Raw genomic sequence first — 24,892 nt, forward strand, 5'->3', positions numbered from 1 at the left:
GAGAATAGCAAGGAAGTTCAGATATAACAAAAGGTAGAGGAGGAACGGATATGTTCACATTTTTCGGTAATTTATTTACAAGTATTTATTTTCAGAAAGAAAATATCTTGATTCAAGGACTAATCTTTGCAATCTTGGCTTTAGGTGTTTACATTACATATAAGATTCTTGATTTTCCGGATTTGTCTGTGGATGGAACATTTCCACTTGGTGCCGCTGTTACCGCTGTGCTTATTACAAACGGTGTGAATCCGTATCTTACTTTACCAGTAGCTTTTTTATGTGGTGCATTTGCAGGAGTGCTTACTGGCATCATTCATGTAAAATTAAGAGTAAGAGATTTATTGGCAGGAATTATCATGAGTACAGCACTTTATACTGTCAATCTTCGGATTGCTGGAAAAGCAAACGTACCATTTTTTTCGAAAGATACCATATTTACATTAGGTCCCATTGGAAAACTATTTGAAGGAAATCAAATCGTCTATGGGAAAATAATACTCGTTATTATCATTGTTGTAGTGATAAAAATCCTACTAGATCTATATCTTAAGACTCGTTCGGGATATCTGTTACGTGCCACTGGGGATAACAGTACATTAGTAACCTCCTTAGGAAAAGATAAGGGGCTTGTGAAGATTTTGGGATTAAGTATTGCTAATGGTTTGGCTGCACTAGCAGGTTGTATCTACGCGCAGGATCAAGCCTATTCAGATGTTAGTATGGGAACGGGTATGGTTATGCTTGGTCTTGCCAGTGTTATTATTGGAACTAGTGTGTTCAAAGCAATCAAGTGTATGAAATCAACAACTGCAGTAATCATTGGTAGTGTCGTTTATAAATTATGTATTGCACTTGCGATTGCAGCAGGCCTAAATGCAAATGACCTGAAATTCATATATTCTGCATTATTCCTTGTGATCTTAGTATCAACAAGAGAACGGAAGAAGAAGGTGAAGAGAAATGCTTGAGTTAAAGAACATTTACAAATACTATAATCCAGGAACGGTTAGTGAAGTTTGTTTGTTCCATGACTTTAATTTGCAGATTCAGGATAATGAATTCGTATCCGTTGTAGGAAGTAATGGGTCAGGAAAAACATCTATGTTGAATATCATCTGTGGAAGTATCCCGGTGGATCAAGGACAGATTGTCATCAATGGAGCAGATATCACGAAGATGCAGGAATATAAAAGACAAAGAAGGATTGGACGTGTATATCAAAATCCTGCGTTTGGAACCTGTCCTCATATGACGGTACTTGAGAATATGGCAATTGCAGACAATAAGGGAAAACCATTCAACCTTCGTTTTGGAACCAATCGTTCTCGAATTGATTTTTATCGAGATAATTTGAAAACATTAAAACTTGGTTTAGAGGATAAGATGGATCTGAAAGTCGGATCTTTATCTGGTGGGCAACGACAGGCAATGGCATTGTTAATGACCATTATGACACCAATTGACTTCTTAATCTTAGATGAGCATACTGCAGCATTGGATCCAAAAACGGCGGATTTGATTATGGAGATTACAGATCAGATCGTTCGTGAGAAAAAGCTTACAACAATCATGGTTACCCATAATCTTCGTTATGCAATCCAATATGGAAATCGTTTGCTCATGATGCACCAAGGAGAAGCAATCATGGATAAGAATGCAAAAGAGAAAGAAAATATGTGCGTAGAAGATATATTGGAAGTATTTACTCGAATCAGTATTGAATGTGGAAATTAATTTTCCTACTTGACATAATCCGTCCTTTGTCATAACATAATACTATCATGTTGAGGTTTAAGACCAGTTGTTTCATGTGAACATGGAATACCTGTTCCACTGATTCTAATAATGTAGAATTCGATAATATGAAAAAGACAAATGTTATGATAGAGAGGATTAGATATGTAATCTTAACAGAGAAGAATACTCACCGGCTGAAAGGTATTCGAAAGGTAGTGCATATTGAAGGTAGCTCTTGAACAGAATCTCTGAACTGTAGTTTACAAATTAGGAGATTTCGGGTAAGTTCCGTTATAGACACATGAGATGAATACAAGATGTAGAGATTTGTATTCATGAATTAAGGTGGTACCACGACTCTTCGTCCTTTTGATGAAGGGTCTTTTTTTATGTATAGAAAAAATTGCAATATGCAGTATCTAGAGTGGCAAAGTACTTTGGATACTTCATCCTATATATAAAAAATGTTCCTCGTTCCTTACACACGGTACTCTGGAGAAAGGAGTATTGATGTTTGTAAGACGAGTGGAAAGAACACCAAATAAGAGAATGATAAGAAAGAAGGAATTGACAATGGGTAAAGAGTTAGAAAAAAACTACGATCCAAAAGCCATTGAACAATCGTTATATGAAAAATGGCTCAATAAGAAATATTTTAGTGCTAAAGTTGATAAAAAGAAAAAACCGTTTACAATTGTGATGCCACCTCCAAATATTACAGGTAAGCTTCATATGGGGCATGCACTGGATAATACGATGCAAGATATTCTCATTCGTTTTAAAAGAATGCAGGGATATGAAGCACTTTGGATTCCTGGAACAGACCATGCCAGTATCTCAACAGAAGTTAAAGTTACGAATAAGCTAAAAGAAGAAGGAATCGATAAGAGAGAATTAGGTAGAGAAGGATTCTTAAAAGCTACTTGGGAATGGAAAGAAGAGTATGGAAATACCATAACAAGCCAGTTGAAGAAAATCGGTTCTTCTTGTGATTGGGACCGTGAACGCTTCACAATGGATGAAGGTTGCTCCAAAGCAGTAGAAGAAGTATTCATTAATCTATATAAGAAAGGCTATATCTACAAAGGTTCTCGTATCATCAATTGGTGTCCAGTATGTCAGACTTCTATCTCTGATGCAGAAGTAGAGCATGTTGAACAAGCAGGACATTTTTGGCACATTAAGTATCCAATTGTAGGTACCGATGAGTTTGTTGAAATTGCCACAACTAGACCAGAAACGTTGTTAGGTGACTCTGCAGTAGCTGTTCACCCAGATGATGAAAGATATCAACATCTAATAGGAAAGATGGTAATGTTACCACTTGTTAATAAGGAAATTCCAGTAGTTGCTGATGCTTATGTTGATAAAGAATTTGGAACAGGTGTTGTTAAGATTACGCCAGCCCATGACCCTAACGATTTTGAAGTTGGAAAGAGACATAACTTGCCAGAAATTACGATCATGAATGACGATGCGACCATTAATGAATTAGGTGGAAAGTATGCGGGAATGGATCGTTATGAAGCAAGAAAAGCGATGGTTGCAGACTTAGATGCCCTTGGTTTGTTAGTAAAAGTAGAAGATCATACACACAATGTAGGTACACATGACCGTTGTAATACTACTGTAGAACCAATGATTAAACAACAATGGTTTGTTAAGATGGAAGAGTTAGCAAAACCAGCAATCGAAGCATTAAAGAATGGAGAGTTGGAATTCGTTCCAGAACGTTTTGACAAGATCTATCTTCATTGGTTAGAGAACATTCGTGATTGGTGTATCTCTAGACAGTTATGGTGGGGACATCGTATTCCAGCGTATTACTGTGACAAATGTGGTGAAATCATTATTGCAAAAGAAGAAGATAAACCAACAGTTTGTCCAAAATGTGGTCATGATCATTTAAGACAAGATGAAGATACTTTGGATACATGGTTTAGTTCTGCTTTATGGCCTTTCTCAACTTTAGGTTGGCCAGAAAAAACAGAAGAATTAGATTACTTCTATCCTACGGATGTATTGGTTACTGGATACGATATTATCTTCTTCTGGGTAATCCGTATGGTATTCTCTGGATATGAACACATGAAACAAGTACCATTCCATAAAGTTTTGATTCATGGTTTGGTTCGAGATTCCCAAGGTCGTAAGATGAGTAAATCCCTTGGAAATGGTATTGACCCATTGGAAGTAATTGATCAGTATGGTGCAGATGCACTTCGTCTCACATTGATCACTGGAAATGCACCAGGAAATGATATGCGTTTCTACTATGAACGAGTAGAAGCAAGCAGAAACTTCGCAAACAAAGTTTGGAATGCTTCTCGTTTCATTATGATGAACATGGAAAAAGCAACAATCAACGACGATATTGATCTTACAACATTAACCCAAGCAGATAAATGGATCTTATCAAAAGTAAATATGTTAGCAAAAGATGTAACAGATAACTTAGATAAATTCGAACTTGGTATTGCTGTTCAAAAGATTTATGACTTCATTTGGGAAGAATTCTGTGACTGGTATATTGAAATGGTAAAACCTCGATTATATAACGATGCAGATGAAACAAAGGCAGCAGCTCTTTGGACATTAAATACCGTATTAATCAATTCTTTGAAATTATTACATCCTTATATGCCTTTCATTACAGAAGAAATCTTCTGTACATTACAAGACAAAGAAGAATCCATTATGATCTCTTCTTGGCCAGAATTCAAAGAAGAATGGAACTTTGCTGCAGATGAAGAAGCAGTAGAAACAATAAAAGCAGCGGTAAAAGGTATTCGTAATGTGCGTTCGGAGATGAATGTACCACCAAGTAAGAAAGCAACCGTTATCGTTGTTTCTGAAAATGATAAAGTACGTAAGATCTTTGAAGATAGTAAAGTATTCTTTGCTACATTAGGATATGCAAGTGAAGTTGTGATTCAAGCAGATACCAATGGTATTGCTTCAGACGCAGTTTCTGCAGTGATTCATGATGCTTCGATCTACATGCCATTTGCAGAACTTGTTGATATTGAGAAAGAGATTGAACGTCTTGAAAAAGAAAAAGTTCGTTTAGAAGGAGAACTGAAGCGTGTACAAGGAATGTTAGGAAATGAACGTTTCGTAAGCAAAGCTCCTCAAGCGAAGATTGACGAAGAAAAAGCAAAATTAGAGAAATACACCAATATGATGGAACAAGTAGTTGAACGCTTGGAACATTTTAATAAATAAGGGAAAGAACGCAAGTCATACTATATGATGTGGTACAGATCTAGCCGTTGTGGACTGTATAGATAGAAGCTGGTCAAGGAGTGTTATGCAACATTCTTTGGCCAGTTTTCTAGTTTGTTCAATTTAAATGTGTTTCCTGTAGTAAATACAATTCTTTTTTGTTACTAAAAACTGAAAAATTGTGAAAAAGTAATAATTGAAACTAGTAAAAATAGTCTAGTTATTGGAAAAATTATTGTAAAATGAAGAGTAAAAGACTATAATAAAAGTGAAATATGATTATCAATACAAAAATATCAAGTTATCTATGAAAACAAACTATTCATAGTGAGGTGAATACTTATGAGTAAAACAGGTGAGGAAAAAGAAAGTATACAGATTCGTATTGACAATGACTTACTAAAAGCATACATAACGTTAATTCCGACAGCGGAAGACACTGTATTTACCAGAGATAGTATACTTACTACGTTGACTTCGAATAAGGTTATATATGGAATAAAGATAGATGTAATAGACGAAATGATTGAGAATAAGATTGTTTACACGGAACGATTGATTGCGGAGGGAGATGCCCCTGTAGACGGTGTTGATGGATACTATCAATATTTTTTCAATCGTGAGACCAATTCAAAACCAATTATTTTGTCAGATGGTTCTGTGGATTATACGAGCCTTAGTAAGATTGAGACCGTATATGAGGGACAGATTATAGCACGTTACTATAAGGCAACAAAAGGAGAACTTGGCAGAAATATTAAGGGGCAGCAGATGCTTGCCAAGAATGGGCGTGAACTACAGCCTCTTAAAGGAAAAGGATTTACAATAGAGGAAGATAAGACGGTTTACCGATCTAGTTTAGATGGTAAGATTGAATATAGAGATGATAAAATTGAAATTTCTAATATATTGATCATCGAAGGTGATATTGATACATTATCGGGAGATGCTGATTTTTCGGGAGATATTACTGTAAAAGGGAATGTTATGACTGGCGCTCGAGTGAAAGCTGGTGGTAATATTCTTGTGGCTGGTCACGTAGAAGCAGCTGATTTGATTGCAGGTGGAGAAGTAATCTTGCAGAATGGCATGCAAGGTGGAGGTAAAGGGAAAATCATTGCAGGTGGGAAAGTATCTGGTAAATTTTTTGAGCAGGTAACCATTGAAGCAGGTGGTTCTGTAGCTGCCAATGCGATTATGCATTGCAATATTAAGTCAAAAGAAGAAGTTATTGTTACTGGAAAAAGAGGTGTTATTGTTGGTGGAACAATCAATGCCTTGTGTGGTGTAACAGCAACAATCATTGGAAGTATGGCAGAAGTAATGACTGAGGTGAACATCGGTTGTCAGAATGATCCGATGCCGGCAATTATTCAACGAGAAGAAGAGATAAAAAGTTTGATTGCGGAGATTCGGAAGATTGACGAAGGAATCCGAACAGTGATTAAATTAATTGAAAAAGAAAATCGAAAAGAATTATTACCACAAAAAATTCAACTTTTAAAGACAAAGATTGATCGGAATACACAGATTAGTACAATAACAAAACAAAGAAATGCTCTATTAGAAGATATTGAAAAATCCAAAGATGGGAAGGTTATTGTATCCAGAGCAATTTATCCAAGAGTACGTGTTCGTATTAATGGAAGTATGTTAATTATCAAAGAAGAATTCAATAATGTCCTGATCAAGCGAAAAGGTTTGGACGTTTGTGTGTTTGCGATGGAATAATTTCCTACGTAGTTGGTCGAGTTTTGCGAAAGAAAATGCTTGATAAATGTATATCCTATGGTATAATTTGTGGTGAACAAATGTAACTGTTTAGAGCTACACAGTTATTTGTGATTGGTTCTAAGCATTTTCGAACATATTGAGATCGACACACAATGGTTAGGAAAGAGAAGTAGTAGGAGGATACCATGATTAATTTTGAAGAAGAATTAGAAAAATTTCAACCTAGTTTGGAAGTTGAACAAGCTGAGGATGCCATATATAATAATGACTTAACGGACGTTACGGATATCATCAAAGATATGATGCGTGAGATTAAGAATAAGTAACCCTAATTCGTAATGTGAATAATTCTTCATTACGATAATTGGAGAGGATACAAGCATACGTATGAAAAGAAGCAACATAAAAATATTGAATAGGAATATTGGACATGTATGCGTAAAGGTAAATGATAAGTGTCAGTAGAAAAGGCAGTAGGTGAAGAAGATGAATTGTCCAAATTGTGGAAGCTCGTTAGGGAAAAAAAATAAATGTGATAAATGTGGCACCAATGTATCTGCTATTCAGAAAGCAATCCGAATTTCTAATTCATGCTATAATATGGGATTGGAAAAAGCGAAAGTAAGGGATTTATCTGGTGCAGTTTTTGTGCTTCAAAAAAGTTTAAAATTCAATAAAGAAAATACCAATGCACGTAATCTACTTGGATTAGTGTATTATGAAATGGGAGAAATCGTTGCAGCTTTAAGTGAATGGGTATTAAGTAAACATTTTCAACCACAAGATAATGATTGTGATTATTACATTAATAGCATTCAATCCAATCAGACGCGTCTGGAGTCTGCGAATCAGACGATCAAAAAGTATAATGCAGCATTACAAGCAGCAAAACAAGGGAATGATGATTTAGCTGTAATTCAGTTAAAGAAGGTTACTAGTTTGAATCCACGTTTTTTGCGTGCACATCATCTATTAGCATTGCTTTATATGAAGAACAATGAACGAGAGAAAGCAATGAAGGTCTTGAATAAGATTCGCAAGATAGATGTGACCAATACGACCACATTACGCTATTTTGAGGAACTGAAGAATGGACAGCAAAGTCTGGAAACAGAAGAGCGCAATGTAGAACATATAGCCAATAATTCTAACAATGTTAACTTGTCAGGAATTGCCCCAATCTCTAGTTACCGTGAAGAAAAACCAAATATCTGGGTTTTTCTAAATCTAATTATCGGTATCGTAATTGGTGTTGGTTTGCTGTATTTCTTAATAGTACCAAATGTGAAGAAACAATCTGCTTCTAATTATAATGCAAAGGTTGTTGATCTGAATTCGCAAATTGCTGTTCAGAATAAGGAAATTTCCACCTTAGAAGGTGATAAGGAAGAGTTACAAAGCTCTATTGATGATTTGAAAAAGCAAATGGAAGATTTGAGTAAAGAATCAGAAAAGTATGATGAAGCTTTGTATGATGAGTTATTTAAGGCAATAAAGGTGTATATAACAAGCAATAAGAAGGAAGAAGTTGTACAAGCATTGCTTGATGTTAATATGTCTAAGATTGATCGAAAAGCTGCAACAGAATTATATGATTTGATGAAGGAGAAATCCTTTACAGGCGCAGCAAGTGATATCTATGAACAAGGACACACTTACTATTCTCAAAGAAAGTATGAAGAAGCAATCGAGGTACTAAAGCAAGTAGTTGAGATGAAAGACGAAAAAGTAGAAGATGCACTTTACTTTATTGGTCGTTCTTATCATATGTTATCAGACAAAGAAAATGCGAAAAAATACTATGAGCAGATTATTGAAGAGTATCCGGATTCTTCAAGAGCATCACAAGCAAAGACCCGTTTAAAGGAACTATAAGACGGTAGAATATAACGAAAGAAGAGACAAGTACTTTTATTTAAAAGAAGGAGCTTATCCTTTTAAATAAAAGGAACGTCTTTTTTTATAAATCTATACTGTAAAATAATGTAAAAGAAGGGAAAGCATGGAGACAAGTAAGGACAAAACAATCAGTACGAAAATGGGAGCAAATATGGAATTACGAGGCCGCAGCTTGCTGATACAGATTACAAAAGAGTTGGATCATCATAATGCGGTAATAATAAGAGAAAAAGCAGACCAGCTCATCGATCGAAATTCTGTGAAACAAATCATTTTTGATTTTGCCAATTCAGAATTCATGGATAGTTCTGGAATTGGCGTCATCATGGGAAGATATAAGAAGATTATCTTCACTGGGGGAAAAGTCGCTGTTACCAATGTGAATGCTTCAATAGACCGAATATTTAAGTTATCTGGTTTGTATAAGATCATTGATAAATATGCAACGATTGAAGAAGCTTTGAGTAAGTAAATGTGAACTGGGAGAAAGGATAGGTAGATATGGATAGAAAGAATGCAATGTCTTTAGAATTCGATAGTAGATCAGAAAACGAAAGTTTTGCAAGAATTGTGGTTGCTGCTTTTGCTGCACAATTGAATCCAACCATTGAAGAAATCGCAGATATTAAGACAGCGGTTTCGGAAGCAGTAACCAACAGTATTATTCATGGATACGAAGGGAAAGAGGGAAAAATTACACTTTCCTGTAGCATTGATGGCAACACGATTCATGTAATGGTTGTCGACCATGGGAAAGGAATTGCTGATATAAAACAAGCAATGGAACCGCTTTATACATCGAAACCAGAGATGGAGCGTTCAGGTATGGGATTTGCTTTTATGGAAGCATTCATGGACGAACTTGAGGTTATATCAACGGTTAATGAAGGAACCACGGTAACCATGACAAAGACCATTCAGGAGATCAATCTGTTCTCATAGGATTATTCATGAAATCTGATGATAGGTTCATACCTATTATGGCGGTGATAACAGGAAAGGCAAGGTGCAAGCATGGATACACTGGAATTGATACGATTATCAAAAACTGGTGATAAAGAAGCAAGAGACCTGCTAGTCACGGAAAATGTTGGGTTAGTCTGGAGTATTGTTCGTAGATTTGCCGGAAGAGGACATGAATTGGAAGATTTATTTCAGATCGGAAGTATTGGGTTAATAAAAGCAATTGATAAGTTCGATCTTTCATATGAGGTAAAATTTTCAACATATGCAGTACCAATGATAACGGGAGAGATTAAACGATTTTTACGGGATGATGGGATGATTAAAGTTAGTCGCTCATTAAAAGAGATTGCGGTAAAAGTAAAAATCACACGGGAAATACTGGGTTCTGCGTTGAATCGAGAACCAACTATTGAGGAAATCAGTGAAGAAATTGCTGTTCCAACAGAAGAAATTGTCATGGCACTAGAATCCAACTCTGAGGTGGAATCCTTATATAAAACCATTTATCAAGGAGATGGAAATGCAATCTTCTTAATTGATAAATTGGAACAAGTACAAGATGAACAAGAAACAGTAGTGGATAAGTTGGCATTACAGGAAATACTTGACTCGCTTGAACCAAAAGAACAAGATATCATTCGGCTACGATATTTTATGAATAAAACACAATCAGATATAGCAAAAAAATTAGGAATTTCACAAGTTCAAGTATCAAGATTAGAGAAAAAAATCTTGTTAGCAATGCGAGAAAAATTAACAGGTTAATCGAAAAGTAAACACATTTTACCAGTATAAACAATTATGAAAAACAAATAATAACAGTAATGTAACTAACATTACAACCATAGAAGCATCAATCAAAATAGTAAAATGATTGATGCTTTTCTCATGCCAAAGTAGTGGAATGTTCTTGAAGGAGATGAAAAAATGATTGCGAAAAAGAAAAAAGCTATAATTACAGGAGTTATTATTGTTGCAGTAATCGCAATACTATGTGGAATACTTGTATGGAAAACAAATAATGATACGGACTACGTTTTTGAAGGAACATTCGTTCAAGAAAACCTTACGAATGAACAAGAACAAGAAGATTGCTTTAAAAGAAATATAGGAGAACAAGTTTTTATATGATTCAAGAAACAATCTATCTAAAGTTCCCATTGCGTAGCATCGTGAATGAGAAGACGATTTATGTGAAAGATATTGGTACAGTATACTGCATTGACAAAATCATATGTAAAACAGTTGAAGATATTACTTTGCTGAAACTTAATTCCAATCAAGCGATGCAGTACGCTTATTCCATTCTGATGGTGATATCAAAGATTACAGAGATCTACCCAAATTGTACGGTCGTGAATCTTGGAGAAGAAGATTTTCTTATTGATTATAAAAAGAAAAAGCAGGAGAAAAAGACTTTGGAATATGCGAAAACGGTCTTTGTGGCTTTAATTATATTTTTTGGTGCTGCTTTTTCCATTATGACCTTTAATACTGACGTAAGTGTACAAGATGTATTCGCAAATGTATATCAATTTATTACAGGTGAACAGACTCACAAGAAAGGGATTCTTGAATTGGCATATTGCGTAGGGTTACCTGTTGGAATCCTAGTATTCTTTAACCATTTTTCTTCTAAGAAAGTTTTACGTGACCCAACTCCAATTCAGATTGAAATGAGAAAGTATGAAAAGGATGTGGAAAATGCAATGTTAAGCAATGCAGAAAGAGAAGGAAAGACAATTGAATTTACTAGAAAATAGTATACTGGCGCTTATTGGCTTTGCCGGAGGACTTATTGTTGCAGGAGGTGTATTTGCTTTCATCACATTATTGGGAGTAGTAAATCGATTGGCATCAAAAACAGGTACGGCAAAGCATATTGTCTTATATGAGAATATGGTAATCATAGGAGGGATACTTGGTAACAGTTGGTTTGTTTACCAATGGAGACTCCCTTTTGGCGTGATTGGGTTATTATGCTATGGTTTGTTCAGTGGAATATTCATCGGTTGTCAAGCGATGGCTTTAGCGGAAGTGTTAAATGTTATTCCTGTATTCTCAAAACGAGTACGGATTCATTATGGTATGCCTTATATTGTAGCTAGCATCGCTTGTGGGAAGGCAATTGGTGCATACTTACAACTATATATTTGGGGTCAATAATTCATATATATCTTACAACTTTATTATAGGGAAAAGAAAGGTGATTAATCATGCAGGAAAATAGTAAGAATGAGCAGAATACAAACAGCAAGCCAACAATGAAGGATGTATTGAATCAAACAGATCCGAATACAAGGCAGCAAGTATATAACCAATATGTGAAAGATATTACCCCAACCCATAACTGGTTTGCCAATGTGTGCAAAGCATTTTTGATTGGAGGTATTATCTGTACCATAGGACAGGGCTTATTAAATCTGTATAAAGCAATGGGATTCAATGAAGAAGTCGCTGCACTATATAATATCGTTACGTTGGTAGGACTAAGTGCCTTATTTACTGGACTTGGTTGGTATGGAAAATGGGCGAAATTTGGTGGAGCAGGAACACTAGTACCAATTACTGGTTTTGCCAATTCAGTTGCTGCTCCAGCAATTGAGTTCAAAAAGGAAGGCCAGGTATTTGGAATTGGCTGTAAAATCTTTAATATAGCGGGTCCTGTAATACTATACGGTATCTTAATCTCTTGGGTCCTAGGTGTAATTTACTATATCTTATTACGATTGGGAATCGTTTAGTCTACAGCTTGTAATGTAAAGACTACGTAGCAATACGTTTTATAAGAAAGGCAAATACATTTAAATGGTAAATCATATGTATGAGAAAGGAGTAAAATATATGGGTCAAAAGATGATCGGAAAACGAAGCATACAGTTTGCTACACCACCCTATATAGTAGGAAGTTATAGTTTAGTAGGAAAGAAGGAGGGAGAAGGCCCTCTGTCCTGCTATTTTGATGAAATAGAAGAAGATCCAATGTTTGGAGGACAAACATGGGAGGAAGCAGAAAGCCGCTTGCAATACAAGGTTGCAACAAAAGCAGTGGAGAGTGCAGGATATAAGGAGGAGGAAATTCGATATCTGATTGCCGGTGATTTACTTGGACAGTTGATTGCAACCTCCTTTGGTGTGATGGATCTACAAATTCCACTGTTTGGTATCTATGGTGCTTGTTCTACCATGGGAGAATCGATATCGCTCGCTTCTACATTGGTGGAGGGGGGATTTGCCGATAAGGCAATGGCATTAACCTCAAGTCATTTTGCAGGAGCAGAAAAACAATTTCGATTCCCACTAGATTACGGAAATCAACGTCCTTTGGCTGCTACGTGGACGGTAACTGGTTCAGGTGCTGTTGTGATTGTAAATGAAGAAGAGATGAAAAAGCATAAGGAAAAACACAATCCAGAAGAACCATATATCCGAATTACAGGAATAACGACAGGAAAAGTTGTTGATTTTGGTGTGAAGGATTCCATGAATATGGGAGCGTGTATGGCACCTGCGGCATTTGATGTAATCTATCATAATTTAAAAGATTTTGGGTATAAACCAGAAGAATATGATAAGATCATTACTGGTGATCTAGGGTATGTAGGTAAAGATATCCTAATTGATATGCTAAAAGAGAAAGGTTATGATATAGCGAACCGTTATCTGGACTGTGGAATTGAAATCTTTAACAAGGAAGAACAGGATACGCATTCTGGTGGTAGTGGCTGTGGCTGTAGTGCAGCAACATTGACGGGATATATATTGAAGAAAATGAAGAAGAAGGAATGGAAAAAAATCTTATTCGTTCCTACTGGCGCCTTGCTATCCCCTGTAAGTTTTAATGAAGGAAATTCGGTACCAGGTATAGCGCATGGTGTTATATTAGAAGTCTAGGAGTAGGAGGTAGAAGAATGGATTATGTAAAAGCATTTGTAATTGGTGGTGCAATCTGTGCAGTTGTACAGATTTTTATGGATAAAACAAAATTGATGCCAGGAAGAATTATGGTTCTTTTGGTTGGACTAGGAGCAATACTAGGAGCAATTGGCGTTTATGAACCATTTTCAAAATGGGCAGGAGCTGGTGCAACAGTACCGCTTGTTGGATTTGGCTTTACACTCTTTAATGGGGTGAAAAAAGCAATTGTAAGTGATGGGTTTATCGGAGTGTTTATGGGAGGATTTACATCGGCAGCTGTGGGTGTTTCAGCAGCATTAATATTTGGATATATCGCTTCTTTGATCTTTAATTCGAAGATGAAAGAATAATATTTCAAGCAGCCGGCTGCTTTTTATATAGATTAACCTACGATACAGAGCCGATCGGGAAATACGATATATTTCTGTGATACGGCGTATCCGCCCGCCAAATACATTTGACGAAAAAGATGCTCATGAATCCTTGGATTCATGAGCATCTTTTATTATCTTTTATTGACCTTCAGAAGGTGGTTGATCCTCTGTGCCTTCAGAAGGAGTTGTGTTTGTGTTATCATTTGGTATAGGTGGTTCCTCCACGTCAGGAATCGGTGGAATCACATCTTCTTCTTCCTCGTCCTCTGGAAGCTCTCCTTCCTGTTCTCCAGGAGTAGGGATGATCTCATTGAAGGATGAAGAACTATGAACATTACAAGTAGAATCTTCAAGAGATTTTGGTAACAGATTTGGTGTATCTTTTGTTTTACCCGTTTCCTCTTTGATTAAGAATACTTTTTCTTCTACATCACTTTCTGGACAAAACTCACTGGCTTGTAATCCAGATGATTTACAAATCCGTAATTTAACGTGGCAATCGCATACCTCAGTAGGGACGGTTCCTTTTGCAAAATATTCCTTCTTTACAGTACTACCACCTGGAGCAAATTCACAAACTCCATCTTTTGCAAGTTTACCGCTCTTGGTGCAGATTAATGCAGTAACGATGGAATCTGGTTTCGTAAAGTTTTTCTTTTTATACCCTTCATGGATCTGATTCATTATAATGTTCCATAATCGCTTATGATAGGAAGTATTGACAGCATTTTGATCTCGATTGTTATTGTCATAACCACCCCAGATACCACCAGTATAATAAGGTGTGTATCCGATAAACCATAAGTCTTTACTATCTGTAGTTGTTCCTGTTTTACCAGCAACAGGCATGGAACCAAGGTTTACATAAGATGCAGCAGTACCAATCTTAACAACATCTTGCATTGCACTGGTTAATAAAAATGCAGTCGATTCCTTCATAACCTGGCAGGTAGATGGATGATTATCAACAAGAAGATTACCTTCGTGATCCATAATCTTCGTATACAGAACTGGTTCTGTATAGATTCCCTCGTTGGCGATACTAGCAAAGGCTGCTGTAATTTCCAAATTCTTAATACCGTAGGTAAGACCGCCAAGAGCCATTGGAAGGTTGATGTCGGAATGAACTTTACCATCATCTGTTGTAACACTATCTACGATCGTAGTAAAACCTAATTTCATTAAATAAGAATAACCGAGTTGAGGGGTTATCTGTTCTAATGTTTTAACGGTAACAATATTATTGGAATCCCATATACCTTGACGTAGCGTAGTCAGTCCGTTATAAACACCTCTTCTCCAGTTATTAACGGTTGTGTTCGTTCCTGGGTACTTATATGGTGCATCATCTTGAACGGTAGCTAACGTCATACCCGCATTATCAAGTGCTGGAAGATATGTGGATAATACTTTGAATGTGGAACCAGGTTGTCGAAGTGTACGAGTAGCACGATTTAACGTAAGACTACCTTCTTTATCACCACGACCACCAACTAAAGCAAGTACTTTTCCATTGTGCTGATCCATTAAAACAAAGGATACCTGTGGCTGAAGTGTAAAGGTTTTCTTTTCGCCTAAAACTTCATCGCCTTCTTCGGTGACAGAAGATTTGAACTCCTCGGTATATGCATCAGCATCTTTTTTGTCCTTAAAGAAAAGATCAAAATTCTTTTTCTTTGTAGAAAAATAGTTCTTTAAATGTCCTTCTGAATAATTAATGGTACTACCGTCGGCTTTTTGTATCGATAACGCATATGTTAGTTCGTATATATGATATGCCTCTGGATAATTCGATTCATCGTTAATAACGGTATCGCAGATGTTCTGCAAACTAGTATCTTGTGTAGAATAGATACGAAGCCCACCACGATAAATTGCGTTGATGGCTTGGGTTTCAGTGTACCCTAATTTATTTTGGAGATCTTCTTGTACTTGAAGAATAAGCTCATCAACAAAATAGGAATTGGTAGAAGTACTGGTATTGATTTGTTCTTCATTTACCATTTGTATTCGTTCGTAGACATCATCTTTTAATGCTTTGTCATAAGCTTTCTGGGTAATTAATTCCTGCTCAAGCATTTTGCTTAATATGATCTCACGTTTGTCCTTATTATCTTCCGGATGAGTAATTGGATTAAGATAAACAGGACTTTGTGTAATACCAGCAATAACGGTTGCTTCAGAAAGTGTTAAGTCACTGACATCTTTGTTGAAATATCGTAATGAAGCAGCTTGTACCCCAAGGGTACCTTGCCCAAGATTGATGGTATTCAGATAATATTCAAGAATCTGGTCCTTGGAGAGTTTGTCTTCTAATTTGATCGCCAGATATTGTTCTTGAACTTTTCTTTGTACTTTGTCAAAGAATTTTTCTTCATTACCGCCTTCAAAAACCTGATTCTTTAGTAGCTGTTGTGTAAGTGTACTTGCACCTTCTGAAAATCTACCAGACTTCACACCTACAAAGAATGCACGAAATATACCTTTGACATCAATTCCATTATGTGAGTAAAATCGTTCGTCTTCAATGGCAATGAACGCATTTTTAACATTGTCAGGAATTTTTTCTAAAGTAACATAGATACGGTTGGCCTGTGAACCGACTAATTTTTGTATCTCATTGCCTTCACTATCATATATAATTGTAGAAAAACCGGTAGGTGCTACATCGATGGAATCGATACTTGGAGCGCTGTCGAGCATTCCTTTTAATGCACCAAGGCCAGTGAAGGTACCTATTATTGATATAGCAACTATGCAGACTATACAAGTACGCAGACAAGAGATTAAAGCTTTTCTTGTTAGCTTCTGCGAAGCGGAGTGTGTATCACGCTGCTTATTCGCTGTACCACGTTTACTAAAGTCCATAATAAGCCTCCTTTTCGGTAATATTATATCAAAAAAATGCATTAAAATAAAGTAAATAAATCAGGAACTCAATTTGGCATGTAATTTATCACCAAAATGTTGTTATCTACATCGTATGATACTTGTATTACTGGTATTAAAAAGTATCATATAAAACATTCGTCTGCTATACTATTATTACATAGTAGTATTGACAAAAAGAAATAGATTAGACAGTTGAGGGATGTTCTCATTAAAATCAGTTTTTATTTAAAAAATCAGAAAATAATATAAAAGCGTATCAAATCTGCATTTTTATAGCTTTGAAAAGAGCTATATTTAAACAAGCTATTGCAGTATTAGACAAAATAAATTGTCGAAATAGTAAAAATAAGTCGAATAATTAGTGAAATATATACATTCTGCGATAATATTTCCTTTGAAATGGAATAATTTAGTAGTATAATTTCATAAGATAGTGTGTTGGCATTGTCGTATTTGTGGTTATTTTATTGTAGGAGGTATATGTATGAGAGTAGTACACCTGATCGGTGAAAAGAAGGTTGAACTAGAAGACCAAAGGGAAATGGTCCTTCTATATTATCTGATTGAAGAACCCTCAAAAGAAATGAGTGGGAAAGATGGTTCAAGCTTCTTGTATGGGATTAAGATTGAAAAACAATTTGGGGGAATTGTTGAATCCGAAGAAGTAGAAGCGTTATCTTATTCCAAGGAAGTGGTCATGCAATTGATCAACACGTTAATGGAGTGTACGGTTACTCCCTTGACATTGATCGAGGTAGTGGACGATTTGATCACGTTGAAGTTGTGTAGTTAACAAGTATGCCAGGTAAGGTGGACAAAAGAAGAGCTTCTTGCAATATATTCGTTCTTACGGTATGATAGGTATCAAATAGGGTCCAACTTGGGAAGTGGAACCTGAACTGATGATAGTGAGGTACTGTAGGATATGATAGATAGTTATAAAGCAGTGTATACAGCAGGTGAGAGTGAAATCATTGAGAAAAAGTCACGTTTTATCGCTACGGTAGAACCGATTTGTTCAGAAGAGGAAGCAATTGCTATGATTGAAAAGATGCGAAAAAAGCATTGGGATGCAACGCATAACTGTTTTGCTTATGTTGTAGGAGAAAGAAACGAAGTCCAAAGATGCAGTGATGATGGAGAACCAAGTGGTACTGCAGGAAAGCCAATGTTAGACGTGTTGCTAGCGCAGGGAATTCATAATGTTGTAGTTGTTGTAACGAGGTACTTTGGAGGAACCTTATTGGGAACAGGGGGACTCGTTCGTGCCTATACAAAAGCAACAGTGGAAGGTCTTGTGGCAAGTGTCGTAATCGAAAAGAAGGCAGGAAAACGGATTAGAATCGTAACGGACTATAATGGGGTAGGGAAACTACAATACATTACATGTCAGATGCAGATTACCGTTTTAGATACAAGTTATACAGATTCTGTGACAATGGATTTGCTTGTTACAAAGGATCAGATTACGAAATTACAAGAAGAAGTTACAGAAGCAACCAGTGGAAAATGTAAATTGGAATTCCTAGAGAGCAGATATTTTGCTCAAGTTGGTCAGGAAGTTCTACTATTTGATGAAATCTTGGATGAAGAGTAAGTAAGACACGTTAGAATAGAAAAAAACATTCGAGTAATACTGGAAACAATATCATAAAAAAAGCTCTTTCACAAACAAGAATATGTTTCATTGTTTGTGAAAGAGCTTTTTTTATGGAATGGGAAAGACCACGCAAATTCTTTAGATGAATTGATTCAATTTTTTATCGTAGCAATAGTCGATAGACTCTAATTTACTGCAAAGAGATTCTTCGTCAAGATTGAGAGACTTGCATAGATTTTGTAGTGTTGGATAAAAATCACGAAGTTGTGTATTGATATAACTTAGTAACATAACAGGATCTTTTGGTATATTCATGGAATTGCCTTCTTTCTATCTTAATATTACTGGTGTATAGATGAATTTATATGGTATTCCTGTATAATTTACGCCAGACTATCTCTATTATAAAAGGAGCTGAAAAAATGTCAATTATAAAAAAGTATTGACAGACAACATATATGTATATATACTGTGTATAAGGATATATACAGATTATGTACATATATACAGATTATATACGTATATACAGCTTCTAATGAAATGATAAGAGGAATGGAAGACTGTCATATACAATAATTTACCACACAAAGCATAGATTATAAGATGTTAAGGAAGGGGTATGTGCGAATGGATTACATATTGGAAGTGGAAAATGTATGCAAAAAGTTAGATGGTTTTTCCTTGGAGAATATTAATTTTAAGTTAGAGCCAGGCTACATTATGGGGTTGATCGGACAGAATGGTTCAGGAAAAACAACTTTGATCAATACGATTTTGGGACTTTACCAAAGAACAATGGGGAATGTAAAAATCTGTGGTCATGATCTCAATCTTCAAGAAAGTAAAGCAAAAGGAGAGATAGGATTCGTACTTGATGAGAACCCATTTATCGAAGAAATCTCCTCGTTAGATAATGCGAAAATCTATGCCCCTTATTATCGAGAATTTGATATGCGCGTATTCTTGAAATATTGTAGTCGATTCGATGTTGATCCAAAGAAGAAACTGAAGAAGTTATCCAAGGGTACAATTGTCAAATTTCAATTGGCTTTTGCGTTATCACATAAAGCGAAGTTATTTATTATGGATGAACCCGCAAGTGGATTGGATCCTGTATTCCGTAAAGAATTAACGGAGATTATGTATGATGAGATTCTGAATGGTGATAAAAGTATTGTGTTCTCCTCTCATTTAACAGAAGAGATTGATATGGTGGCGGATTATGTTACGCTAATACATCAAGGAAAACAAATTATATCCACTTCAAAAGAAGAACTATTTGATAATTATCGAATTGTAAAGGGGAGCGAGGAAAAGATTCGCAATCTCAAAGAATATATAATTGGTGAAAAAGTAACACAATATACAGTAGAAGCATTAGTAAAGAATGAAGAAAGCATCTTAAATCAAGGTTGTCAAATTGAGATACCAACGATTTCAGACTTCATGTACTATTTTACCAATGCAAAGAAAGAGGTGCTTACGTATGTCTAATAAAGAATTGCGTAAAGCACTAATAGTTCGGTATATCGTGTTTTTAAAGAGGCGTTGGTATTATCTGATTCTTGTGTTAATTTATTTCTTATTAGGTTTTTTGTCTGAGGTTGAGATGATTAAAAATAAGGATGATACGCCATATATCGTGATGGCAGGAGTCTTTGCAATCATTGGTATGATATCGTATTCTATCACAGAAATTACCAGGCATGAAAAGTGTCATTATATCGTACCATTTACCTATGATGAAAGAAAACGCTATTATCTAATCGGAATTCTACTGAACTTTACAATCTTACTGGTCGTATCGTTGTTGTTTATTGGTGTATCGATTGTAATTGATCATGACTATGCTAATATCGTGATGCAAGTGTTTGCAATGATTGGTCTACCTTATATGCTGGTTTCATCGTTTCAAAAGATCAATATGTTTAAAGGTAAGAAAAAAAAGGATAATCCATTGACCGTCTATATAAGTTATGTAGTTGGGGTGTTACTTGGAATTGCAATTACGATTATGTTGTTGCGTTTGGATTATTTTGCAAAACAAAGAGAAGTAATGAATGCACTGATCATTGGTATTAATTTAATCGCAGCTGTTAGAACCTGGTATGCGACACGGGAAATAATGAAAGGCGATACAGATTATGAAAATGTGAAGATCAATCAACTAAAAGCTTTGAAAAAGTTGATGTAAATGAGGTGAGAAAATGAATATTATCATATCAAATAGTAGTAATCTAGCCATCTATGAACAAATTATTAATCAGATCAAAACGGCTATTATTAATAAAGAGGTTATTCCGGGTGATGCAATGCCCTCAATTCGAGGTTTGGCTAAAGATTTGCAGATTAGTGTAATTACTACAAAACGTGCGTATGAGGAATTGGAAAAAGAAGGGTTGCTATATTCCGTATCAGGAAAAGGCTTTTATGTATGTGAACAAAATACAGATTTGTTAAAGGAGAAAAAGATTAGTATGATTGAAAAACATCTGCAGGACATTATTAACGAGTGTAAGGCAGCAGGATTATCTCTTGAAGATATCAAAGACATGATCGATGTTTTATACCAAGATCATGAATAGTTAGGGGGGAGCAGGATTGCAATCGAAGGAAGTTATTCGAGTTGAGAATCTTAGTAAAAAATTTCGTCGATTTCATTTAAGAGACGTTAACTTTTCGTTGAAGGAAGGCTATATTATGGGAGTAATCGGGAAGAATGGTGCGGGAAAAACCACATTAATGCGATTGCTTTTAGGGGTGTATACTGCCAATAGTGGGGAAATCACAGTAAATGGTGAAAAGTTTTATAAGAATAATTGTAAATTACGACAAAAGATCGGGTACATAGCAGAAGATAACCAATTCCTTATGTCGAGTACGTTGCTGGATAATGGGACAATTCTAGGAAAGTTTTATGATGATTTCGATCTCTCTTACTATAAAAGTTTGTTGGCACGATTTCAATTGGATTTGGATAAAACGCCCAATCAGTTATCAAAGGGTATGAAGACAAAATTCCAATTGGCATTTACTTTAGCAAATCACCCAAAAATCCTATTACTAGATGAAACAACAGCAGGTTTAGATCCGCTATTTCGTCAAGAGTTTCTGCAAATCCTGCAAAGCTTAGTGGATGAACAAGGTATGGCGATTCTTCTTTCATCACATATAACAACAGATTTGGATAAAGTAGCAGATTATGTAATGATTCTTGATGAAGGAAAAGTGTTGTCATTAACAACAAAAGAAGATCTTATGGATGAGTACCGCTTAGTTAAAGGACCAAGGGAGCTGCTCCATCAGTTGCCAAATGATCTCCTTCTTTCAGTGAAGGCAACTAATAGTGGATTTGAAGGATTGGCATATCGTACAGGAAAGATCAGAGGGGAAGAAGAATGGTTAAGAAAACTTGTAGTTGAGCTACCCGATCTTAGCGATATCTTATACTATCTAACGAAAAAGAATATCAGTATGAGGGAGGAACGGGATGATGCTTCGAAAACAAATACAATTTGATTTAACGATGTTTAAAGAGAATTTTTTACGCTACATATTCTGTCTGTTAGAATTTATTTTCTTTAGTATGATTATGTGTTGGAAAATGACAGAATTAAAGACGGTATTTGTTGCAGCGTTACTTGTACAAGTAATAGCTGTCCTTTTGTTATGGATTTCAGTAAATACAGTATTTGATAAGATGGGAATAGAATTTACCATCAATAAATTAGTTTATTATCCCACAAAAAAATCTACGATCTTATGTAGCAGATGTCTGATTCTATTTGTGGCAGAAGGTATCTTGTTTGGATTGGTCAGCATTGGATTTGGTTTCCTTGCTTTACAGGCAGGAGGGAGTTATCCAATTAAAGAATTGCTTTTGGTTGGAGAATATATGTTGATTATTGGTTTTCTTACAATCATTTGTGAATTTGGTATGCGTACCACAAGTTCTTTTGTTGTTATGGCTTGTTTTAATACACCTATCTTTTGCCTGACATTAGATGATCTTAATTTTGGAGAATGGGAAATTGTGGGTTCGTTACTGTTAGCGGTTTTACTAATTGCAGATTTTTTAATTAATCTCGTAAATTATTTACGAATCAGTCATGGAAATTAAGCAAAGGAACTCTTTTGTATGAAAGTCGCATTGCTTGTGGTATAATAAGAATATCAGTTCGATTTATGGAGGCAAGAATGGAAGAACGATTCATACGTACAGAGATGTTGATTGGGGAAGAAGGACTCAATCAATTAAAGCAAGCAAAAGTTGCGATATATGGAGTTGGAGGAGTTGGAACATACGTTGCAGAAGGATTAGTTCGTGCAGGAATAGGGAGATTTTTGTTGGTGGATGATGATGTGATTAGCGAGAGTAATTGCAATCGTCAATTACATGCAACAACCCAGACAATTGGCAAATCCAAAGTAAAGACGATGAAGGAACGAATGGAATCAATCAACCCTGATGTGCAGATTGATATTATGGAATCCTTTGTTCTATATGATAACATTGAGGATGTGGTTCCAAATGATCTATCGTATATGGTGGATGCATTGGACACGGTTACTGCGAAGATCGCACTTGCCCTAAAAAGCAAAGAATACACCATTCCGTTAATCAGTGCCATGGGAACAGGGAACAAATTCGAACCGACCAAATTACAGGTTTCCGATCTGTTTAAAACCAATGTATGCCCTCTTTGCAAAGTAATGCGTAAGGAGCTAAAAGCAAGAGGAATTAAGAAATTAAAAGTTGTATATTCAGAGGAGCAACCGACGAAACCGTTGTTTGATCCTTCTGATTTTGATGGGAAAGAAGAAAATGGAGAAGAACAAAAAAATCTGCATAAAAAACGATCTACCCCTGGAAGCATGTCATTTGTACCATCTGTAGCAGGCATGATCATAGCGAGTGAAGTTGTGAAAGATCTTTTGGGGAGGTAGAACATGGATTTATTTGAGTATATGAGAGAAACAAAACTGGAGAAAGAATCTCCCTTAGCTTCTAGACTTCGTCCTACCAAGCTAGAGGAAGTCGTTGGACAAGGTCATATCATTGGCAAAGATAAGCTATTATATCGTGCAATTAAAGCAGATAAACTAAGTTCTTTGATTTTTTATGGTCCACCGGGAACGGGAAAAACAACATTAGCAATGGTAATTGCCAATACAACCAGTTCCTTATTTACCCAGATTAATGCCACAAGTGCAGGGAAAAAGGACATGGAAGAGGTCGTTGAACAAGCAAAACAGAGTCTTGGCATGTATGGGAAGAAGACAATCTTATTCATAGATGAGATTCATCGATTCAACAAAGGGCAGCAGGATTATTTGTTACCATATGTTGAGGACGGAACAATCATACTCATTGGGGCAACAACAGAGAATCCTTATTTTGAAGTGAACTCCGCGTTGATTTCCCGTTCGATCGTCTTTGAATTAAAGCCATTAGAGATGGAAGATATACAAAATCTAATCTTACGTGCGGTTCAAGATGAAGAAAAAGGTCTTGGCGCTTATAATGCAACGATTGATAAAGAAGCTTTGGAATTCCTAGCGGATATGGCCAATGGAGATGCCAGGAGCGCGTTAAATGCCATTGAATTAGGAATATTGACAACAGATCGGAGTGAGGATGGGAAGATACATATTACATTGGATATTGCGATGGAATGTATACAGAAGAGAGCACTTCGGTATGATAAGTCTGGCGATAACCATTATGATACAATCTCTGCCTTCATAAAAAGTATGCGAGGATCTGACCCGGATGCTGCCATCTATTATCTAGCAAGAATGCTTCATGCAGGCGAAAGCATTACCTTTATCGCAAGAAGAATTATGATTTGTGCGGCAGAAGATGTCTCGAACGCAGATCCTAATGCGCTTGTGGTTGCGACACAAGCAGCACAAGCAGTAGAACGATTAGGGATGCCAGAGGCAAGAATCGTACTAGCCCAAGCAGCTTCTTATGTCGCATGTGCACCAAAGAGTAATTCGGCAATCATGGCGATTGACGCTGCGATGAAGGTGGTAAATGAGGAGAAAATCTCTACCATTCCTCCTTATCTGAAGGATGCCCATTATGGCGGTGCAGCAAAACTTGGACATGGTATTGGATACCAGTATGCGCATAGCTTTAAGAACCATTATGTAAAACAACAGTATCTTCCAGATGAACTAGTGGGACGTACTTTCTATGAGATATCAGAACAAGGATATGAGAAAACAATGAAAGAGCATTTGAAGCGAATCCGAGAAGAAGCAGAAGAGTAGAGCTTAATTCACTCTTCACAAAATGAAAAAACGGTAACGTTCATTAGGATACCAACGAGGTCTTTATAGATACCAAGTGTGTTCAAGTACTAGTAATTTTCCTATAAGAGTATATATTGGTATTTGAGAGTACTAATTGATAGTGTCAAATGATTTATGAAAAAAATGAGCAAAGAAAAAAGGCTCAGATGAACCTTGAAAATTGCAGATATTATAGGTTGTGGTAGCTTGCCGCCACCCTTGACAGCACGAAAAAGAACTGCTG

Annotated in this window: 26 protein-coding genes and 1 other annotated feature; of the genes, 24 read left to right on the top strand and 2 right to left on the bottom strand. The window is 36.0% G+C overall.

All coding sequences use genetic code 11. From position 1 onward, the window contains the following. The first annotated feature begins 50 nt into the window (after positions 1-50). From HBB17_RS01195 to HBB17_RS01265, 15 genes are all read left to right on the top strand, one after another. Entirely contained in the window at positions 51-971 is a 921-nt protein-coding gene (locus tag HBB17_RS01195) for an ABC transporter permease (protein WP_167955002.1), read from the top strand. Continuing rightward, complete coding sequence (locus HBB17_RS01200; RefSeq protein WP_167955004.1) at positions 964-1,737, top strand: ABC transporter ATP-binding protein; 774 nt, start codon at positions 964-966, stop codon at positions 1,735-1,737. The genes HBB17_RS01195 and HBB17_RS01200 overlap by 8 nt, the downstream gene beginning before the upstream one ends. 137 nt (positions 1,738-1,874) lie before the next feature. Continuing rightward, positions 1,875-2,112 (top strand) — a binding site (T-box leader). A gap of 201 nt (positions 2,113-2,313) precedes the next feature. Continuing rightward, positions 2,314-4,965 (top strand): valine--tRNA ligase, encoded by a 2,652-nt coding sequence (locus HBB17_RS01205; RefSeq protein ID WP_167955063.1) that lies wholly within the window; start codon positions 2,314-2,316, stop codon positions 4,963-4,965. Positions 4,966-5,307: 342 nt separating this feature from the next. Continuing rightward, a complete protein-coding gene (locus tag HBB17_RS01210; protein WP_167955006.1) occupies positions 5,308-6,696 on the top strand; it encodes a DUF342 domain-containing protein in 1,389 nt (462 codons plus the stop codon). 188 nt (positions 6,697-6,884) lie between these two features. Then, positions 6,885-7,025 (top strand): hypothetical protein, encoded by a 141-nt coding sequence (locus HBB17_RS01215; protein ID WP_167955007.1) that lies wholly within the window; start codon positions 6,885-6,887, stop codon positions 7,023-7,025. A gap of 160 nt (positions 7,026-7,185) precedes the next feature. Continuing rightward, positions 7,186-8,574, top strand: a complete 1,389-nt coding sequence (locus tag HBB17_RS01220) for a tetratricopeptide repeat protein (RefSeq protein WP_167955009.1) — start codon at positions 7,186-7,188, stop codon at positions 8,572-8,574. 127 nt (positions 8,575-8,701) lie between these two features. Beyond that, a complete protein-coding gene (spoIIAA, locus tag HBB17_RS01225; protein ID WP_330588106.1) occupies positions 8,702-9,070 on the top strand; it encodes an anti-sigma F factor antagonist in 369 nt (122 codons plus the stop codon). Positions 9,071-9,099: 29 nt separating this feature from the next. Further along, positions 9,100-9,540: an anti-sigma F factor gene (gene spoIIAB, locus HBB17_RS01230; RefSeq protein ID WP_167955010.1), complete on the top strand. Its 441-nt coding sequence runs from the start codon at positions 9,100-9,102 to the stop codon at positions 9,538-9,540. A 72-nt stretch (positions 9,541-9,612) separates the two neighbouring features. Beyond that, on the top strand, positions 9,613-10,329 hold the full coding sequence (sigF, locus tag HBB17_RS01235; protein WP_167955011.1) for an RNA polymerase sporulation sigma factor SigF: 717 nt from the start codon (positions 9,613-9,615) through the stop codon (positions 10,327-10,329). Positions 10,330-10,491: 162 nt separating this feature from the next. Then, positions 10,492-10,695: a hypothetical protein gene (locus tag HBB17_RS01240; protein ID WP_167955012.1), complete on the top strand. Its 204-nt coding sequence runs from the start codon at positions 10,492-10,494 to the stop codon at positions 10,693-10,695. Further along, positions 10,692-11,327, top strand: coding sequence for a stage V sporulation protein AA (locus HBB17_RS01245; protein WP_167955013.1), 636 nt, complete (start codon positions 10,692-10,694; stop codon positions 11,325-11,327). The genes HBB17_RS01240 and HBB17_RS01245 overlap by 4 nt, the downstream gene beginning before the upstream one ends. Next, a complete protein-coding gene (locus HBB17_RS01250) occupies positions 11,284-11,730 on the top strand; it encodes a stage V sporulation protein AB (protein ID WP_167955014.1) in 447 nt (148 codons plus the stop codon). Before HBB17_RS01245 ends, HBB17_RS01250 begins: the two co-directional genes overlap by 44 nt. Before the next feature lie 98 nt (positions 11,731-11,828). Continuing rightward, positions 11,829-12,308, top strand: a complete 480-nt coding sequence (locus HBB17_RS01255; protein ID WP_167955067.1) for a SpoVA/SpoVAEb family sporulation membrane protein — start codon at positions 11,829-11,831, stop codon at positions 12,306-12,308. Positions 12,309-12,408: 100 nt separating this feature from the next. Continuing rightward, entirely contained in the window at positions 12,409-13,458 is a 1,050-nt protein-coding gene (locus tag HBB17_RS01260; RefSeq protein WP_167955015.1) for a stage V sporulation protein AD, read from the top strand. Between the two features lie 17 nt (positions 13,459-13,475). After that, complete coding sequence (locus HBB17_RS01265; protein ID WP_167955016.1) at positions 13,476-13,832, top strand: SpoVA/SpoVAEb family sporulation membrane protein; 357 nt, start codon at positions 13,476-13,478, stop codon at positions 13,830-13,832. A 162-nt stretch (positions 13,833-13,994) separates the two neighbouring features. On the opposite strand, the gene HBB17_RS01270 is transcribed toward HBB17_RS01265, so the two are convergent. Continuing rightward, positions 13,995-16,724 (bottom strand): transglycosylase domain-containing protein, encoded by a 2,730-nt coding sequence (locus tag HBB17_RS01270; RefSeq protein ID WP_167955018.1) that lies wholly within the window; start codon positions 16,722-16,724, stop codon positions 13,995-13,997. A 508-nt stretch (positions 16,725-17,232) separates the two neighbouring features. Here HBB17_RS01270 and HBB17_RS01275 point away from each other — a divergent pair. Continuing rightward, positions 17,233-17,541, top strand: coding sequence for a DUF6514 family protein (locus tag HBB17_RS01275; protein ID WP_167955020.1), 309 nt, complete (start codon positions 17,233-17,235; stop codon positions 17,539-17,541). 132 nt (positions 17,542-17,673) lie between these two features. Continuing rightward, entirely contained in the window at positions 17,674-18,345 is a 672-nt protein-coding gene (locus HBB17_RS01280; protein ID WP_167955022.1) for a YigZ family protein, read from the top strand. A gap of 141 nt (positions 18,346-18,486) precedes the next feature. On the opposite strand, the gene HBB17_RS01285 is transcribed toward HBB17_RS01280, so the two are convergent. Further along, complete coding sequence (locus HBB17_RS01285) at positions 18,487-18,663, bottom strand: DUF4250 domain-containing protein (protein WP_167955024.1); 177 nt, start codon at positions 18,661-18,663, stop codon at positions 18,487-18,489. A 312-nt stretch (positions 18,664-18,975) separates the two neighbouring features. Here HBB17_RS01285 and HBB17_RS01290 point away from each other — a divergent pair, with 312 nt between their 5' ends. The 7 genes from HBB17_RS01290 (at position 18,976) to HBB17_RS01320 (ending at position 24,627) form a co-directional block, all read left to right on the top strand. Beyond that, a complete protein-coding gene (locus HBB17_RS01290) occupies positions 18,976-19,842 on the top strand; it encodes an ATP-binding cassette domain-containing protein (RefSeq protein WP_167955026.1) in 867 nt (288 codons plus the stop codon). After that, on the top strand, positions 19,835-20,542 hold the full coding sequence (locus HBB17_RS01295; RefSeq protein WP_167955028.1) for a hypothetical protein: 708 nt from the start codon (positions 19,835-19,837) through the stop codon (positions 20,540-20,542). Before HBB17_RS01290 ends, HBB17_RS01295 begins: the two co-directional genes overlap by 8 nt. A gap of 13 nt (positions 20,543-20,555) precedes the next feature. Next, entirely contained in the window at positions 20,556-20,933 is a 378-nt protein-coding gene (locus HBB17_RS01300; RefSeq protein ID WP_167955030.1) for a GntR family transcriptional regulator, read from the top strand. Between the two features lie 16 nt (positions 20,934-20,949). After that, positions 20,950-21,867 carry an ABC transporter ATP-binding protein gene (locus HBB17_RS01305; protein ID WP_274380742.1) on the top strand — a complete coding sequence of 306 codons (918 nt, stop codon included), beginning with the start codon at positions 20,950-20,952 and terminating at the stop codon, positions 21,865-21,867. Next, positions 21,839-22,468, top strand: a complete 630-nt coding sequence (locus tag HBB17_RS01310; RefSeq protein WP_167955034.1) for a hypothetical protein — start codon at positions 21,839-21,841, stop codon at positions 22,466-22,468. Before HBB17_RS01305 ends, HBB17_RS01310 begins: the two co-directional genes overlap by 29 nt. A 77-nt stretch (positions 22,469-22,545) precedes the next feature. After that, positions 22,546-23,295 (top strand): tRNA threonylcarbamoyladenosine dehydratase, encoded by a 750-nt coding sequence (locus tag HBB17_RS01315; RefSeq protein WP_167955036.1) that lies wholly within the window; start codon positions 22,546-22,548, stop codon positions 23,293-23,295. Between the two features lie 3 nt (positions 23,296-23,298). Then, positions 23,299-24,627 (top strand): replication-associated recombination protein A, encoded by a 1,329-nt coding sequence (locus HBB17_RS01320; RefSeq protein ID WP_167955038.1) that lies wholly within the window; start codon positions 23,299-23,301, stop codon positions 24,625-24,627. Positions 24,628-24,892: the final 265 nt, after the last annotated feature.

It is taken from the genome of Anaerosporobacter faecicola, assembly GCF_012070565.1.
Taxonomy (GTDB): domain Bacteria; phylum Bacillota; class Clostridia; order Lachnospirales; family Lachnospiraceae; genus Anaerosporobacter; species Anaerosporobacter faecicola.

Coding starts and splice junctions, on each gene's coding strand:
- HBB17_RS01215 (WP_167955007.1), top strand. CDS start 6,885: ATGATTAATTTTGAAGAAGAATTAGAAAAATTTCAACCTAGTTTGGAA.
- HBB17_RS01255 (WP_167955067.1), top strand. CDS start 11,829: ATGAAGGATGTATTGAATCAAACAGATCCGAATACAAGGCAGCAAGTA.
- HBB17_RS01260 (WP_167955015.1), top strand. CDS start 12,409: ATGGGTCAAAAGATGATCGGAAAACGAAGCATACAGTTTGCTACACCA.
- HBB17_RS01275 (WP_167955020.1), top strand. CDS start 17,233: ATGAGAGTAGTACACCTGATCGGTGAAAAGAAGGTTGAACTAGAAGAC.
- HBB17_RS01220 (WP_167955009.1), top strand. CDS start 7,186: ATGAATTGTCCAAATTGTGGAAGCTCGTTAGGGAAAAAAAATAAATGT.
- HBB17_RS01300 (WP_167955030.1), top strand. CDS start 20,556: ATGAATATTATCATATCAAATAGTAGTAATCTAGCCATCTATGAACAA.
- HBB17_RS01265 (WP_167955016.1), top strand. CDS start 13,476: ATGGATTATGTAAAAGCATTTGTAATTGGTGGTGCAATCTGTGCAGTT.
- HBB17_RS01315 (WP_167955036.1), top strand. CDS start 22,546: ATGGAAGAACGATTCATACGTACAGAGATGTTGATTGGGGAAGAAGGA.
- HBB17_RS01195 (WP_167955002.1), top strand. CDS start 51: ATGTTCACATTTTTCGGTAATTTATTTACAAGTATTTATTTTCAGAAA.
- spoIIAB (WP_167955010.1), top strand. CDS start 9,100: ATGGATAGAAAGAATGCAATGTCTTTAGAATTCGATAGTAGATCAGAA.
- HBB17_RS01310 (WP_167955034.1), top strand. CDS start 21,839: ATGATGCTTCGAAAACAAATACAATTTGATTTAACGATGTTTAAAGAG.
- spoIIAA (WP_330588106.1), top strand. CDS start 8,702: ATGGAGACAAGTAAGGACAAAACAATCAGTACGAAAATGGGAGCAAAT.
- HBB17_RS01200 (WP_167955004.1), top strand. CDS start 964: ATGCTTGAGTTAAAGAACATTTACAAATACTATAATCCAGGAACGGTT.
- HBB17_RS01250 (WP_167955014.1), top strand. CDS start 11,284: ATGCAGAAAGAGAAGGAAAGACAATTGAATTTACTAGAAAATAGTATA.
- HBB17_RS01270 (WP_167955018.1), bottom strand. CDS start 16,724: ATGGACTTTAGTAAACGTGGTACAGCGAATAAGCAGCGTGATACACAC.
- HBB17_RS01245 (WP_167955013.1), top strand. CDS start 10,692: ATGATTCAAGAAACAATCTATCTAAAGTTCCCATTGCGTAGCATCGTG.
- HBB17_RS01205 (WP_167955063.1), top strand. CDS start 2,314: ATGGGTAAAGAGTTAGAAAAAAACTACGATCCAAAAGCCATTGAACAA.
- HBB17_RS01280 (WP_167955022.1), top strand. CDS start 17,674: ATGATAGATAGTTATAAAGCAGTGTATACAGCAGGTGAGAGTGAAATC.
- HBB17_RS01295 (WP_167955028.1), top strand. CDS start 19,835: ATGTCTAATAAAGAATTGCGTAAAGCACTAATAGTTCGGTATATCGTG.
- HBB17_RS01240 (WP_167955012.1), top strand. CDS start 10,492: ATGATTGCGAAAAAGAAAAAAGCTATAATTACAGGAGTTATTATTGTT.
- HBB17_RS01210 (WP_167955006.1), top strand. CDS start 5,308: ATGAGTAAAACAGGTGAGGAAAAAGAAAGTATACAGATTCGTATTGAC.
- HBB17_RS01285 (WP_167955024.1), bottom strand. CDS start 18,663: ATGAATATACCAAAAGATCCTGTTATGTTACTAAGTTATATCAATACA.
- HBB17_RS01290 (WP_167955026.1), top strand. CDS start 18,976: ATGGATTACATATTGGAAGTGGAAAATGTATGCAAAAAGTTAGATGGT.
- HBB17_RS01320 (WP_167955038.1), top strand. CDS start 23,299: ATGGATTTATTTGAGTATATGAGAGAAACAAAACTGGAGAAAGAATCT.
- sigF (WP_167955011.1), top strand. CDS start 9,613: ATGGATACACTGGAATTGATACGATTATCAAAAACTGGTGATAAAGAA.